The following is a 15,848-nucleotide window of genomic DNA, read 5'->3' as shown; positions in this document are numbered from 1 at the left end:
CGTAAATTAATTTATTTTCTTCCTCTTATAAACCGCATCCGCCAAGGCATACCACCCTCCCGGACATACTGTTCAATGCAACAAAAATACATATTTGTTTTATTCCTGCAATCATAAACCTGTTTTTTTTTTCATGCTTGATTTGTTTCTTATCAAAAAGGGGCGTTTTCAGGTACAAAATATAAAGTTCCGGCAACAGCAGCCAGGCCTCTAGCCCGCTTCATCGTCAGAACTCTTTCAATACGAATGTATTCTATTATCCGAGGCATTTTATTGCTTTATCTCCTATGTTTTTTCATCCTGTACCCTTGCAGGCACATCAAAAAAAACTCTATTATATAATATTGTTTTTCTTTAGCTTGAGCCGAAACCCGGACTCGAACCGGGGACCTATTCATTACGAATGAATTGCTCTACCAACTGAGCTATTTCGGCGTAATTCGTTTCCTCTCGCGCCCATGAATCGCTTCCCAACAGAAACATTCGTTATCCGGGCGCAAAGATAATAACTTATTCCACATCCGAAAAGAGTTTCCTGTAAAAATCTTTCAATTCCCGATCCAAACTTTTCAGCAAATCGCCTTCTCCGGGCGTATCTTCCACGGAATAAAGCGCTTCTATTGTACTAAAATCTTCGTTTGTGAGACGAATCACAAACGGTTTCATGAAATTCGAATGTTCAAAAGCCCCTTCGCCGGCTACTTTATTGATCGCCGAACGAATCATGGCTATCTTTTGAGGAGTAAACGCTTCGTCCTTATTCTTGGAATCGGCCCAATCGAAAATCACTTTTTTCCTCAACAGACGCTCTTGCTCATCAAAAATCTGAATCTCGCCGGCCTCGAGGTCCAATTGCACCCCCAAGCTGTTAATCACGCGCAACGCATGATCTTTTGTCAAACGTTCTACGACCGACAAAAACAACGATTCTATCACAGACTGGACCTTCACATTTTGCTTCATCTTCTTCTATCCCTTTATTCCTTTCTATCCGATATGTGCGGACAATTTCAGCTTTCAAAAGAACAAAGATAAGCATTGTTTTGTTTTTCGAAGAAGAATTATCGCAAATTCCGCAATAGAAAAAAGTACCCGGCAGAGGGCAGAATTCAATTCATTGTGTCTCTATCATCCGAGGCCGAATCGGTTGTTATGGTGGGCGAACACAGAGGCTCGCCCCTACACGATGTACCGACCGCTGATGGCTGAACGCTGGCAACTGTTTACTGACAGCCCCCCTCTCATCAATCATTCTGATGCCCTGCTTCTTATTTGTTAATCGTGGAACATAAAAAAATGTTCCACAAGGAGGCAAAAAATGACACGAACGAAGCCCCCCCTCAACAGCCAACGCAAAAAAACTCTGTTAAAACTGCTTTCTCAAAGCTTCATCCGAGTGTACCCGATGTTCCAAGACCGAGATATAACAGGCCTGATTCCTCGTAGCTTCGGCCGACGCTCCCAAGTACTTGCGACAAAGCTCATGCGACCGCCCCGCCCACTCCAGCGCTTTTGACAGATCTCCCTTCAACTCCTCGCTCAAAGCAAGATTGGCAGCCAAACGCGCTTGAGCTTTCCCTTCGGGCGTTCGGTCGTAAAGACGCTGCCAGATAGCAGCAGCCTCCTCCCAATGATCTGTCGCAGCATAAGCTGCCGCTTCTTTCCACAGTGATCCCGAAGCCGTATAATACCAGCGAGTATCGGAGCTCCAGTGTGGAACAAAATTCAGATGGGTCTTATCGGCCAAATAGCTCGACACGCCATGCAACACTTCTTCCAGCGGAAGTTCTTCGATCTTCTCCGTTGCGGCCAAGTCCCACTCGAGATTAACCGGTATCGTGTCGGACAGCAGGACGGTTCCCAAAGCACGCTTCCCGTCGGGAATAGTCGCGCGCACCGTGCCGAGCACCTCGACATCGACCGACTCCACCGGCAGATAGTCCCCCTGCCGAAGTACTCCTTTCATCTTAAAGAGCAAACGGTCTAACGAGATCACGGCATCAACTCCCTCCTCTTCACATAATCGCCGCACCGTTTCATCGGTCAGACGCTGCTCCGAAGCAAAAAAGGAATCGGTCCGTAAAGCGCCCTGATAAAGACGTACATCCTCGAAACGCGGAGACTGAGCCATCCGTTCGCCTAACCTTCGGCAAAAATCGAATGTCGTACTGTCGGCTCTTACACCCATCGTATCAGCCGAATTCATCGGCCGTAAGGCTTCATAGCGCACCTTCGGCTGCGCCACGGCATTATTTACGATCAGGATTTTACGCACCTTCTTCGGAAAGACAATCTCGGAAGGGTTGTATGTCTCTATCTCTACATAACGTAACGAGCTGCATGAAGCGAGGAGCAACAGGCAAAGCCCTGTCACCGAGAATAAAAACCGAGACGAACGTCCTTCTCTTGCCGAACCCTTATCGCACATCGGCATCTCTTCCTTTCAACTTCTCAACGTTTTCACGCAGCGTTTTCAGCTTGCTTTCGGCATCGGCCTGCTTTTTGCGCTCATTAGCCACGACTTCAGGCTTCGCATGAGCGACAAACTTTTCGTTACCGAGCTTTTTCATGACTGAAGCCAGAAACCCTTCAAGGTAATCAATCTCCTCCTGCATCTTCTTCACCTCCCCGGCAACGTCGATCGTACTTCCGAGCGACACGGCATATTCCGTCGTACCGACCAGAAACGATGCCGACGTCTCATCTTTCGGAGCACGCACAATCTGCTCCAGATGACACATCTTCGTAATCACCGTATTGTAAGCATCGTCATAATCGCCCGATACGATTTGGAGCGTCAGAGGCTCCCTGTTCGGGATGTTCCGCTCAAGACGTATCGAACGGACGGCGGCTACGATATTCTTTACGTTCTCGAAATCCGCGACGAGCCGGTCATGTTTATTGCCCACATCGGGCATTTGCGCTACCATGATGCTTTCGCCGGGCCGGCGCTCGACAAGCGCTTGCCACACTTCTTCGGTGATAAACGGCATAAACGGATGAAGCAGCAACGTCAACTGTTCAAAAAACCGGAGTGTGGCTGCGTATGAAGTCGCATCGATCGGCTGACCGTATGCCGGTTTGACCATTTCGAGATACCATGAGGAGAATTCATCGCGGAAAAGTTTGTACACGACCATCAACGCTTCTGAGATGCGATATTTTGAGAAATCGTCGTTCAACTCCTCGATGGCTGCGGCGACACGCGCCTCAAACCACTTGACGGCAATTCCGGCAGATTCGGGCTGCGGAAGATCGGCTACCGTCCAGCCTTTTACGAGACGCAGCGCATTCCATATTTTATTATTGAAGTTACGTCCCTGCTCACAAAGAGATTCATCGAACAGAATATCATTGCCGGCCGGTGCGGAGAGCATCATTCCCATACGCACGCCATCGGCGCCATACTTCTCGATCAATTCGAGGGGATCGGGCGAATTACCCAGCGATTTCGACATCTTCCGGCCGAGCTTATCACGCACGATACCGGTAAAATAGACGTTTTTAAACGGCATCTTCCCCTCGTATTCATAGCCGGCCATAATCATACGCGCCACCCAGAAGAAAATAATATCCGGAGCGGTGACCAAGTCGGACGTCGGATAGTAATACGCCATTTCCTCGTTACCGGGGCGGTTCATCCCGTCGAAGAGAGCGATCGGCCACAGCCATGAAGAGAACCACGTATCGAGGCAATCTTCATCCTGACGCAACGTATACGTTCTTCCCGCGCCACCCAAAGCAGGATGCTGCCCGGCTATCGCGCGTGCTTCGTCTTCGGTCTCGGCTACAATCGTAACCGTAGACGGCGTCTCACCCTGAGGGAGATTCGTCGGGACAGCATAATAGGCCGGTATCCGGTGTCCCCACCACAACTGACGACTGATACACCAGTCTTTGATGTTCTCCATCCAGTGGCGATACGTATTTTTAAACTTCGACGGATGAAAGACGATCTCATCGTTCATCACCGCATCGAGAGCGGGACGCGCCAGCTTTTCCATCTTCAGGAACCACTGCATCGAAAGTTTCGGTTCAATGGCTACCTGTGTACGCTCCGAGAAGCCTACCTTATTTATATAGTCTTCCGTTTTCTCGAGTAATCCGGCCGCCTCAAGGTCTTGCACGATCCGTTTGCGCACTTCAAACCGATCCATACCCACGTAGAGTTGACCTGCCGGAGCAATGGTGCCGTCGTCATGGAATATATCGATCGAAGGAAGGTTATATTTTTCACCGAGCAGATAGTCGTTCACATCGTGAGCGGGCGTCACTTTCAGACAGCCCGTACCAAAGGAGACATCGACATAATCGTCTTCAATCACGGGAATAACGCGGTTGACAAGCGGCACAATCACCTGTTTGCCGTGCAAATGTCTGTTTTTCGGATCATCCGGATGGATGCACATGGCCGTATCGCCCATGATGGTTTCGGGGCGTGTGGTAGCGACCACGGCATACCCTTCTTCACCGACGATCTTATACCTTAAATAATAAAGTTTCCCCTGTTGCTCTTTATAGATCACCTCTTCGTCGCTCAAAGCCGTCAAGGCTGCGGGATCCCAGTTAACCATACGCACGCCACGATATATCAGCCCCTTATTATACAGATCGCAAAAGGTCTTGATCACACTTGCCGAGCGGGTCTCATCCATGGTGAATGCTGTACGCTCCCAATCGCACGAGGCGCCGAGTTTACGGAGCTGCCGCAGGATAATCCCGCCGTGCTCTTCCGTCCATTGCCAGGCATGTTTTAAAAACTCCTCCCGCGTGAGGTCCGATTTGCGTATTCCTTTTTCGGCCAGACGCGCTACGACCTTGGCCTCCGTAGCGATGGAAGCATGATCGGTGCCCGGCACCCAACAGGCGTTTTTCCCCGTCATGCGCGCACGACGGATCAGAATATCCTGAATCGTATTGTTGAGCATGTGCCCCATGTGCAATACTCCGGTCACGTTAGGTGGCGGTATCACGATGGTGTACGGTTCGCGCCCATCGGGCTTCGAGGCAAACAGCCTGTTATCTAACCAATATTGATACCACTTGCTTTCGACCGACGAGGGGTCGTATTTCGTTGCTAATTCCATTTGCTCTTGTTATTGATGCTTTATCAACAGTCGGCGCAAAAATAATAAATATAATCGAGAATGTAGTTTTTTTGTATCTTTGCACCCCGAAAAGCAAAGATAAGCACGACTTTGAGAGAGAAAAACGAACAGTTTCTCCCTTTCCGTGCCACAATCTCTGCCCCGGATTTAAAAAAAGAACAACGAGAAAAGATGCAAAAAAAACTGGTTATCGTAGAGTCTCCTGCAAAAGCAAAAACCATCGAGAAATTTTTGGGTAAAGACTATCGGGTCATGTCGAGTTACGGACACATCCGCGACTTGAAAACGAAAGAGTTCAGTATTGATATTGAGAACGATTACGCACCGCAATACGTCATTCCGGCGGAAAAGAAAAAGCTGGTTGCAGACTTGAAAAAAGCGTCGCAAGAGGCGACGGAGGTGCTGCTCGCGTCTGATGAAGACCGCGAAGGAGAAGCCATTGCCTGGCATTTAGCCGAAGTGCTGGATCTGAACCCCCAAAATACGCAGCGCATCGTTTTTCACGAGATCACGAAGAACGCGATCCTGCACGCGCTGGATACGCCTCGCAGCCTCGATATCCATCTGGTCAATGCTCAGCAGGCACGCCGCGTATTAGATCGGATCGTAGGTTTTGAGGTGTCACCGATTTTATGGCGCAAAGTCAAGCCGGCGCTTTCGGCCGGACGGGTGCAGTCGGTAGCTGTGCGCCTGATCGTAGAGCGTGAACGCGAAGTGAACGACTTCGTGGCCGAAGCCTCGTACCGGGTCATCGCCACTTTCATCCTGTCCGACGGAAAAACGCTCCTGAAAGCGGAACTGAACAGACGCCTGAAAGACAAAGATGAGGTCGAGCGGTTTCTGAAAGCATGCCGGGAAGCAAGTTCGGAATTTATCATCGACGATATCAGTAAAAAGCCGCTGAAAAAATCGCCGGCTCCACCCTTCACGACTTCTACGTTGCAACAGGAAGCGGCGCGCAAGCTCGGCTTCTCCGTTTCGCAGACGATGATGGTTGCTCAACGACTTTACGAATCGGGATTCATCACATATATGCGTACAGACTCGGTGAACCTGAGCAGCCTTGCCCTGAATACGGCCAAGGAAGCGATTCTCCGTGAATACGGGGAAAAGTATCATCAGCTACGCAAGTATCACACGAAGAGCAAAGGCGCACAGGAAGCGCACGAAGCCATTCGTCCGACGTATATGGATCACCCGGCAATCAACGGAAACGCACAGGAGAAAAAACTGTACGACCTGATCTACAAACGTACAATCGCCAGTCAAATGGCCGATGCCGAACTGGAGCGCACGACGATCTCGATCGGTATCGGAAAGATGAAAGATAAATTCCTCGCTACGGGCGAGGTGGTGAAGTTCGACGGTTTTCTGCATGTCTACCGCGAGAGCGCGGACGACGAGGGAGAAGGCGAGCAGGAAAACGGACTGCTCCCGGCCGTGCAGGTGAAAGATGTGCTCGGCGTGCAGGAGATTACCGCTACGGAACGCTTCACGCAGCGTCCGCCGAGATATACGGAAGCCAGTTTGGTGCGCCGCATGGAAGAGCTGGGTATCGGACGTCCGTCTACGTACGCACCGACGATCCAGACGATTCAAAACCGCGAATACGTCGTTCGGGGAGATAAACCGGGCGAAGAACGTTCCTTCCACGCGGTCACCCTGAAGAACGGGACGATCACGGAGGCAGAAAAGAAAGAGATCGTCGGAGCCGATCGCAACAAGTTGCTCCCGACCGACATCGGCACGGTAGTCAACGATTTCCTGATGGAGTACTTTCCGGATATTATGGATTACAACTTCACCGCCAGCGTGGAGAAAGAATTCGATGCCATTGCCGAGGGTGAGCTGGTCTGGACGAAAGCGCTCGATAAATTCTACCGGTTCTTCCATCCGATTGTAGAAAAAACAGCCGCGGTGAAAACAGAACATAAGGTCGGGGAGCGTCAGCTCGGTATCGACCCGAAGAGCGGGGAGCCGGTTTTCGTCAAAATCGGCCGTTACGGTCCGATTGTTCAGATCGGGCAGGCGAATCCGAACGACAAGCAAGCGCCCAAGCCGCGTTTCGCGTCGCTGATGAAAGGTCAGTCTATCGAAACGATCTCGCTCGAAGAAGCGCTGGAGCTTTTTAATCTGCCGCGTGTCATCGGCACGTTTGAAGACAAGGAGATGACGGCAGCGATCGGCCGATTCGGGCCGTTCGTGCGTCACGACAACCAATTTGTATCCATCCCCAAGACGCTAAGCCCCTACTCCATCACGGCCGAAGAGGCGATCGCGCTGATTGAGGAAAAACGGAACAAGGAGGCGCAGCGTTACATCAAAAAGTTCGAGGAAGAGCCGGGACTGGAAATTCTGAACGGACGTTACGGGCCGTACATCACATTCGACAAAGCCAACTACCGTATCCCGAAAGGGGTTGAGGCCGCGTCGTTGACACTCGAAGAGTGTAAACAAATCATCGCCGAGGCCGACGAAAAACCGGCCAAAAGAAGAGGCGCAAAGAAGAAATAAAAAAAGCTGCTCAACGCAGCTTTTTTTATTTCGTTCCGTTCGGAAGGAAGTCCTCCGCTACATCCGCTCCGGCATTTCGATACCCAGCAGCGACATGGCCGAGCGCACGATCTTGGCCGTTTCGGCCGAGAGCGTCAGACGCAACTGCCTGATCCGTTCATCGCTCTCGCCGAGGATCGTATAGTCGTGATAGAACTGATTGAACTCGCGCACCAGATCATAGACGTAGTTGGCAATGCAGGCCGGGCTATACGTCTCGCCGGCTTCTTTAACCGTCGAGGCGAAGTCGGCCAGCGAACCGATCAATGTCTGCTCTTTCGCATTGACGGGCGTATCGGTCGGCAGCTGTTCGGGGATGACAAGCCCCTGTTCTTCGGCCTTGCGAAGCACCGAGCGGATACGTGCATACGTATATTGAATAAACGAACCGGTGTTTCCGTTGAAGTCGATCGACTCTTTCGGATTAAACGTCATATTCTTACGCGGATCGACTTTCAAGATGAAATACTTGAGCGATCCTAACCCGATGACGCGGATGATATCGTCGGCTTCCGAAGGGCTCAAGCCGTCCAGCTTGCCCAGCTCGTTCGAGATATCGCGCGCCGTGGCAATCATCTCGTCCATCAGATCGTCGGCATCGACGACCGTCCCTTCGCGGCTCTTCATCTTCCCTTCGGGCAGTTCCACCATACCATACGAGAAATGAATCAACCCTTTGCCGAAAGCGAAGCCCAATTTATCGAGCAGAATCGAGAGCACTTGGAAATGATAATTCTGCTCGTTCCCTACGACGTAAATCATCCGGTCGATCGGATAATCGTCGAAACGAAGTTTGGCCGTGCCGATGTCCTGCGTCATATACACCGATGTGCCGTCGGAGCGCAGCAAGATTTTCTCGTCCAACCCTTCCGGCCGCAGGTCTGCCCATACCGACCCGTCGTCGCGGCGATAAAACAGTCCTTTCTTCAATCCTTCCAGCACTTTCTCGCGCCCTTCGAGATACGTCTCCGATTCATAATAAATCTTATCGAAATCGACTCCGAGCCGCTTATACGTCCGATCAAAGCCATCGTACACCCAACCGTTCATCCGGTTCCACAACTCGCGCACCTCGGCATCGCCGGCTTCCCAGCGTCGGAGCATCTCACGCGCCTCGGCCATCAGCGGCGACCGGGCTTCGGCCTCTTCCTTACTCAGACCCGATGCCACGAGCTGACCGACTTCCTCACGGTAATGCTTGTCGAACATGACATAAAAATCACCGACCAGATGATCGCCTTTCTTCCCCGACGATTCGGGCGTCACGCCCTCGCCCCATTTCTGCCAGGCCAGCATCGACTTGCAGATGTGGATTCCCCGATCGTTGACGATATTCGTTTTAATCACCCGGTTACCGTTGGCTTTCAGAATTTCCGACAGACTGTATCCCAACAGATTGTTACGCACATGTCCGAGATGGAGCGGCTTATTCGTGTTGGGCGACGAGTATTCGATCATCACCAGCGGAGCCTCTTCGGCCGGATGCGTAATGCCGTAGGTCTCCTGCGCGTGCATCGCGTTCAGCATCTCGATCCAGTTCGATCCGGCGATTGTCAAGTTCAAAAAGCCTTTAATCACATTGAATGAGGCGACAGATGGCTCATGTTCCAGCAGATATTCACCGATCTCCTGCGCCGTCTGCTCGGGCGTTTTTTTGGAGATGCGCAAGAACGGAAACACGACGAGCGTAAGATGTCCTTCAAATTCTTTTTTTGTCTTCTGCAAAACGGCCTGTTCGGGTGCAATTGCCACCCCGTAAAGGATCTGTATGGCGGAACGTATGGCCGCCGAAAATTGTTGTTCAATCATTGTGCAACCTAAATTTTAACGGGACAAAAGTAATATTTTTTCGGGAAACCCGCGGCCACTTCCGCCCTTGTAACGGGCTGCTTATGGAGTATGCCTTACCCCCGCGACGATACGATTCCGTTATTTTTTGCATCATCTCGAACAGCTCTTAAACGGTTGCCGCATCTTGTTTGAGCGATTTAAGTGTTGTGAAAAGGCTCCCGCATTTTGTTTTAACATTTTAAGCGTTGTGAAAAGGCTCGCACAAATTGTTTTAACATTCCAAGCGTTCTAAAAAGGCCGCCACACTTTGTTTTAACATTTTAAGTGTTGTGAAAAGGCTCCCGCAAACTGTTTAAGGTTTCGGGCGATTACCCGAAAGCTCCCGCACTTTGCTTTAACCTTCAGGCAGTTACCCGAAGGTCTACCGTTTTTAATTCCTTTAACTCAAATTGCGGGATACACGGTTCGGCGTGTACCATGAACAATTGATTTTTAATATTATGTCAGCAAACAGCGTTCGGTATGCCGCGTAGGGGCGAACCTTGTGTTCGCCCCTACATTAACGGCCTTTCCCCTGCCCTGTCATTCAGAGTGAAGCGAAGAATCTCTTCCCTTTTTCGGGGCGAGATTCCTCTCTATGTTCGGAATGACAAAGGGTGGCGTTCGTAATTCGTAATTTGTCATTCGTAATTCTCCATGCCCTGTCATTCAGAGCGAAGCGAAGAATCTCTTTTCTTTTTCGGGGCGAGATTCCTCACTACGTTCGGAATGACAAAGGGGGCATTCGGAATGACAAACACAGTTATTTGCGCCCATTTGCGCCCATTTGCGAAATTTGCGTTCGGTCTTTTGTCATTCAGAGCAAAGCGAAGAATCTCTTTCCGTTACTTTTGGCTTGACCCAAAAGTAACCAAAAAGTCAAGGCTTCGTGCGCTTCGCACGCCTTCGCGACGCTTGCAGGTCGGAAAATCAGGTAACTCGCTTCCGCTCTTCCCCCCTTTGAAGGGGGGGGCTGGGGGGATGTCCCTCTGCGTTCGGATACCGTGTATCCGGCATAACATAATTCAATTGTTAATGGTCAATTGTTAATTGTTATGCGTGGTACACGCCGAATCATGTACCTGAAAAATAACCATTGACAATTAACAATTGAAAAAGAGCCCTGAAAGAGCGTAATAATTCAGCCCAATGTGTAGCGAAGCGAAGCGTTGGGGAAAAAGGCCACACCCCGATAAGAGGGCTGAAAGCCTGATATAATCGTCAGCGGAATACCCCCAACAAATCAACAACCAAACAAATCAACAAATCAACAACCAGTCATAGTCTGCAATTCATTTAAAAAAAAGCCACCTCGCGCAAGGCGAGATGGCTTTTTACCATACACGGTTTACTCCTTTGCGAGTATACGATCAATCCTTGAACTTGGCCGAGAGGTACTCGCGATTCATGCGAGCGATATTCGTCACCGAAATTTGTTTCGGACATTCCACCTCGCATGCTCTGGTGTTCGTACAGTTTCCGAACCCAAGCTCATCCATCTTGGCCACCATGGCTTTGGCACGGCGGGCTGCCTCTACCTTACCCTGCGGGAGCAAGGCCAGCTGACTTACCTTGGCCGACACGAACAGCATGGCCGACCCGTTCTTGCAGGCGGCCGCACAAGCGCCGCAACCGATACAGGCGGCCGCATCCATAGCCAGATCGGCATCTTTCTTCGGAATCGGAATAGCATTGGCATCGGGCACTCCACCGGTGTTGACGGACACGAACCCTCCGGCCTGCATGATTTTGTCGTATGCCTGACGGTCGACCGTCAGGTCACGGATCACGGGGAAACCGGCCGAGCGCCACGGTTCGACGGTAATCGTCTCGCCGTCGTTGAACTTGCGCATGTGCAACTGGCACGTGGTAATAGCCGAATCCGGGCCGTGCGGATGGCCGTTGATGTATAACGAGCACATGCCGCAGATGCCTTCGCGGCAGTCATGATCGAAGAAGACCGGTTCTTTGCCTTCGTTGACCAACTGTTCGTTGAGCACATCCAGCATTTCGAGGAACGAACTGCCCTGGGAGATTCCTTTAAGCGGATATGTTTCAAAAGCGCCTTTTTCTTTCGGACCTCGCTGGCGCCATACTTTTACAGTTATATCGATATTTTTATCCATTGTCTTGTTCTTTTAAGCTGTGTGAAACTCCTTAATTCTTATAGTTCCGCTGCTGACGAACGACAAACTCGTAATCGAGCGGTTCTTTCAACATCACCGGATCTTTATCTTCACCCTGATATTCCCAGCACGATACATACGAGAATTCTTCGTCGTGGCGCATCGCTTCACCTTCCGACGTCTGGTGCTCTTCGCGGAAATGTCCGCCGCACGATTCGGCACGGTCGTACGAGTCGTGCGCCATCAGTTCGCCGATCTCGATAAAGTCGGCCAGACGCAACGCCTTTTCAAGTTCTACGTTCAGGTCGTCGCCCTTGCCGGGAATACGTACATTGCTCCAGAATTCTTTTTTCAGTTTCTTCAACATCTCAATGGCTTCTTTCAGCCCTTCGGCATTACGCGCCATCCCGACGTGATCCCACATAATGTGTCCCAGCTCTTTATGCAGACTGTCGACCGAACGCTTTCCTTTGATGTTCATCAACCGGTTGATACGATCCTGAACCTGCTTCTCGGCTTCCGCAAACTCCGGCGCGTCGGTCTTGAAACGGGGCACCTGAATCTGGTCAGCCAGATAATTCTGAATCGTATACGGCAGCACGAAATAACCGTCGGCCAATCCTTGCATCAGGGCCGATGCTCCCAGACGGTTCGCTCCGTGGTCGGAGAAGTTGGCTTCGCCGATGGCAAACAGACCGGGGATGTTGGTCATCAGTTCATAGTCTACCCACAGCCCACCCATCGAATAGTGGAGCGCCGGATAAATCATCATCGGGGTTTCGTATGGATTATCGTCTACAATTTTTTCATACATCTGGAAGAGATTTCCGTAGCGTGCTTCTACCACATCGCGTCCCAGACGGTTGATGGCGTCGGCAAAGTCGAGGTAAACGGCCTGACCGGCTCCTACGCCGAACCCGGCGTCGCAACGTTCTTTGGCAGCACGCGAAGCCACGTCGCGCGGCACGAGGTTACCGAACGCCGGATAACGACGTTCCAGATAATAATCGCGGTCTTCTTCCTTGATTTGTGTGGGTCTCAGTTTGCCGGCACGAATCGCTTCGGCATCTTCTTTCTTCTTGGGCACCCAGATACGTCCGTCGTTACGTAACGACTCCGACATCAGCGTCAGTTTCGACTGAAATTCGCCGTGCACCGGAATACACGTCGGGTGAATCTGTACCATACACGGGTTGGCGAAGTAGGCACCCTTCTTGTAGCACTGCCATGCCGCCGATCCGTTCGAGGCCATCGCGTTCGTCGACAAGAAAAATGTGTTCACATATCCGCCTGTGGCTACGACTACGGCGTGAGCCGCAAAACGTTCGATCTTACCGGTCACTAAATTGCGTGCCAGAATACCGCGGGCGCGTCCGTCGATCTTTACGACATCGAGCATCTCATGACGCGTGTACATCTTTACTTTACCCAGCCCGATCTGACGGCTCAGCGCCGAATATGCGCCCAGCAGTAACTGCTGTCCCGTCTGTCCGCGGGCATAGAACGTACGCGATACCTGCGCCCCGCCAAACGAACGGTTGTCGAGCAATCCGCCGTATTCGCGGGCAAAAGGTACACCCTGTGCCACGCACTGGTCGATAATGGCATTCGATACTTCGGCCAAACGGTACACGTTGGCTTCACGGGCACGATAGTCGCCCCCTTTAATCGTGTCATAGAACAGACGGTATACCGAATCGCCGTCGTTCTGATAATTCTTGGCCGCATTGATCCCTCCCTGCGCAGCAATAGAGTGTGCACGACGCGGCGAATCTTGAATACAGAAGTTAAATACGTTAAACCCCATCTCGGCCAGCGAGGCGGCAGCTGAGGCGCCGGCCAGACCGGTACCTACGACAATAATATCCAAACGACGTTTGTTGGCCGGGTTTACCAACTTCTGGTGTGCTTTATAATTGGTCCACTTCTCGGCTAACGGCCCCTGTGGTATTTTTGAATTTATTTGACTCATAACGATTGCTTTTAAAAGAAATTACATCTTGTTTGTTCCCATTAGCCGCACAGGCTTTTCACATAAAAGAAGAGCGTAACAAAAGCATATCCCAAAAAGATAAGCGTAGCCACCACATTGCTGATCACTTTCAGACGGTTCATCCACACGTGATTGTTCCAGCCGATGGTATGGATCGCACTCCACACACCGTGTGTGAGGTGAAACCACAACGCCACATACCAAATCAAATAGGCTATCACCACCCACAACTGGCTAAAATAATACTGAATAAAGTCGGCCCCGTCCTGCGGAGATACAACACGGCTACCCAGCTCTACTTCGTGATGTCCCAGTAATTCCGCAAACATCATCTTGTACCAAAACTGGCTAAAATGAAGAATCATAAAGCCAATGACCACCACACCGATCACGAACATATTCTGCGAGGCCCAGCTCACCCCTTGGGGACGCGTATTGACCGCATAACGGTCGTTCCCGCGCGCCTTCCGGTTTTGCAGCGTCAGCATCACCGCATACACAAAGTGAATGGTAATAATCACTCCCAAGCCGATGGTCGCCACTACCGCATACCAGTTTGCCCCCAGCAATCCACAAATCATGTTGTAGGCGTCAGTCGAGAAGACTGCCGTCACATTCATCGACAGGTGGAACAGTAAAAACAGAATCAGGAAAATTCCGGATATACTCATCACCAGTTTTTTCCCGATAGAAGATTTTAGTAACCACATAAGCAAATTATTTTTAAATGTTTATTTATTCGGTTTAACGTTTCTTTTAATGTCGCAAAAGTACGATATAGAAAGTGGATAAACAAATATATTGCAGAAATTTTTCCGTAATCACTACAGGATATCTCTAAACACTAATAAAAAGTGATTTACACCCATTCATCCACTTACAAATCCTCTATCTATAGAGGCATAAGTAAGGACACTCTTTACCATTGGCAAAAATTCCGTATCTTTGCTCTATGAATATGAAACCGACGCTGTATTTCACTCCGCTCTCGTTTCCGATTTACGTGATGGCCAAACCGGCAGGTGCACTCTGCAATATGGACTGCGAATATTGTTATTATCTCGAAAAAAGCGGACTGTATCAGGAACGCAAGCAGAAGAGAATGTCTGACGAGACCCTCGAACGATTTACCCAAGCGTATATTGAATGCCAGACAAGTCCGTTCGTACAGTTCACATGGCACGGAGGCGAGTCGCTGTTACGAGGCCTCGACTTCTACCGCAAAGCGCTGAAATTCCAGCGGCAATACGGACAGGGACGGGAGATACAAAATTGCATCCAGACGAACGGGCTGCTGCTTAACGACGAATGGTGCCGTTTCTTCAAAGACAACGATTTTCTGGTCGGCATCTCCATCGATGGGCCGGAAGCCATGCACGACCGCTATCGTAAGGATTGTGGAGGACGGGGTACGTTTACCCGGGTCATGCGGGGCATCGAGCGGTTGCATCACCACGAGGTCGAGTTTAATACGCTTTCGGTACTGCACGACTATAACGTGCGTTTCCCGCTTGAGATGTATCACTTCTTCAAAGACATCGGCAGCCGATACATGCAATTCTCTCCCATTGTCGAACGCCTCGGTACGCGTGCGGACGGGCTGGAACTGCTGACGGCGACCGACCATCCGAAAGACTGTGAGCCGGCGCCCTGGTCGGTCGATCCGATTGCTTACGGCGACTTCTACGTTGCCGTGTTCGACGAATGGGTACGCCACGATGTGGGACAATATTATATACAACTTTTCGACGCCACGCTCGCAGGTGTCCTCGGCCAACCGCCTGGCGTCTGTATCTATGCGAAGACCTGCGGACATGCGCTGGCCATGGAATATAACGGCGACGTCTATGCCTGCGACCATTTCGTCTATCCCGAATACCGACGGGGCAACCTGTATGAGAAAACACTTGTGGAGATGACCCTCTCGGACGAACAGCGCCGCTTCGGGAATGACAAACGGGACGGTCTACCGGCAGAATGTCGCTCCTGCCACTTCCTGGAATGGTGCAACGGCGAATGCCCGAAAAATAGAATCGCCGTCTCAAGCGACGGTGAATACGGATTGAACTACCTCTGTGCCGGATTAAAGCGCTATTTCGCACACGTCGAGCCGGCTATGGCCTTCATGGCCGAAGAATTGCGTAACGGTCGGCCGCCGGCCAATATCATGCACGAAATAAGACGATAAAAATAACGCTGTTCCATCGGACATTACACCTCATCTCGCAAGATACGACC

At 50.8% G+C, this 15,848-nt stretch carries 9 protein-coding genes and 1 tRNA gene; 2 read left to right on the top strand and 8 right to left on the bottom strand.

Annotated elements, in window-relative coordinates:
- Positions 1-362: 362 nt before the first annotated feature.
- From Tanf_RS03355 to Tanf_RS03340, 4 genes are all read right to left on the bottom strand, one after another.
- Positions 363-435 (bottom strand) — tRNA-Thr (locus tag Tanf_RS03355).
- Between the two features lie 75 nt (positions 436-510).
- The gene (locus tag Tanf_RS03350; protein WP_041590755.1) at positions 511-963 is read right to left on the bottom strand and encodes a hypothetical protein; all 453 of its coding nucleotides are present in this window, start codon (positions 961-963) and stop codon (positions 511-513) included.
- A 403-nt stretch (positions 964-1,366) separates the two neighbouring features.
- On the bottom strand, positions 1,367-2,428 hold the full coding sequence (locus tag Tanf_RS03345; protein ID WP_046824917.1) for a DUF6340 family protein: 1,062 nt from the start codon (positions 2,426-2,428) through the stop codon (positions 1,367-1,369).
- Positions 2,418-5,087: a valine--tRNA ligase gene (locus Tanf_RS03340; protein WP_046824916.1), complete on the bottom strand. Its 2,670-nt coding sequence runs from the start codon at positions 5,085-5,087 to the stop codon at positions 2,418-2,420. The genes Tanf_RS03345 and Tanf_RS03340 overlap by 11 nt, the downstream gene beginning before the upstream one ends.
- 192 nt (positions 5,088-5,279) lie before the next feature.
- On the opposite strand from Tanf_RS03340, the gene topA reads away from it, so the two are divergent.
- Positions 5,280-7,622: a type I DNA topoisomerase gene (gene topA / locus Tanf_RS03335; RefSeq protein ID WP_046825087.1), complete on the top strand. Its 2,343-nt coding sequence runs from the start codon at positions 5,280-5,282 to the stop codon at positions 7,620-7,622.
- A 57-nt stretch (positions 7,623-7,679) separates the two neighbouring features.
- Here topA and argS read toward each other — a convergent pair whose 3' ends face one another.
- The 4 genes from argS to Tanf_RS03315 all read right to left on the bottom strand — a co-directional run bounded on the left by argS (position 7,680) and on the right by Tanf_RS03315 (position 14,320).
- Positions 7,680-9,470 (bottom strand): arginine--tRNA ligase, encoded by a 1,791-nt coding sequence (gene argS, locus Tanf_RS03330; protein ID WP_046824915.1) that lies wholly within the window; start codon positions 9,468-9,470, stop codon positions 7,680-7,682.
- 1,391 nt (positions 9,471-10,861) lie between these two features.
- A complete protein-coding gene (locus Tanf_RS03325) occupies positions 10,862-11,617 on the bottom strand; it encodes a succinate dehydrogenase/fumarate reductase iron-sulfur subunit (RefSeq protein WP_014224986.1) in 756 nt (251 codons plus the stop codon).
- Positions 11,618-11,648: 31 nt separating this feature from the next.
- The gene (locus tag Tanf_RS03320; protein WP_046824914.1) at positions 11,649-13,589 is read right to left on the bottom strand and encodes a fumarate reductase/succinate dehydrogenase flavoprotein subunit; all 1,941 of its coding nucleotides are present in this window, start codon (positions 13,587-13,589) and stop codon (positions 11,649-11,651) included.
- Between the two features lie 41 nt (positions 13,590-13,630).
- On the bottom strand, positions 13,631-14,320 hold the full coding sequence (locus Tanf_RS03315; protein ID WP_046824913.1) for a succinate dehydrogenase cytochrome b subunit: 690 nt from the start codon (positions 14,318-14,320) through the stop codon (positions 13,631-13,633).
- Between the two features lie 242 nt (positions 14,321-14,562).
- Here Tanf_RS03315 and Tanf_RS03310 point away from each other — a divergent pair, with 242 nt between their 5' ends.
- Positions 14,563-15,798 carry an anaerobic sulfatase-maturation protein gene (locus Tanf_RS03310; RefSeq protein ID WP_046824912.1) on the top strand — a complete coding sequence of 412 codons (1,236 nt, stop codon included), beginning with the start codon at positions 14,563-14,565 and terminating at the stop codon, positions 15,796-15,798.
- Positions 15,799-15,848 lie beyond the last annotated feature (50 nt).

Source organism: Tannerella forsythia, from assembly GCF_001006485.1.
Lineage (GTDB): Bacteria > Bacteroidota > Bacteroidia > Bacteroidales > Tannerellaceae > Tannerella > Tannerella forsythia.
The sequence above is the reverse complement of the archived record's forward strand: the minus strand, read 5'-3'. Positions and strand labels throughout refer to the sequence as shown.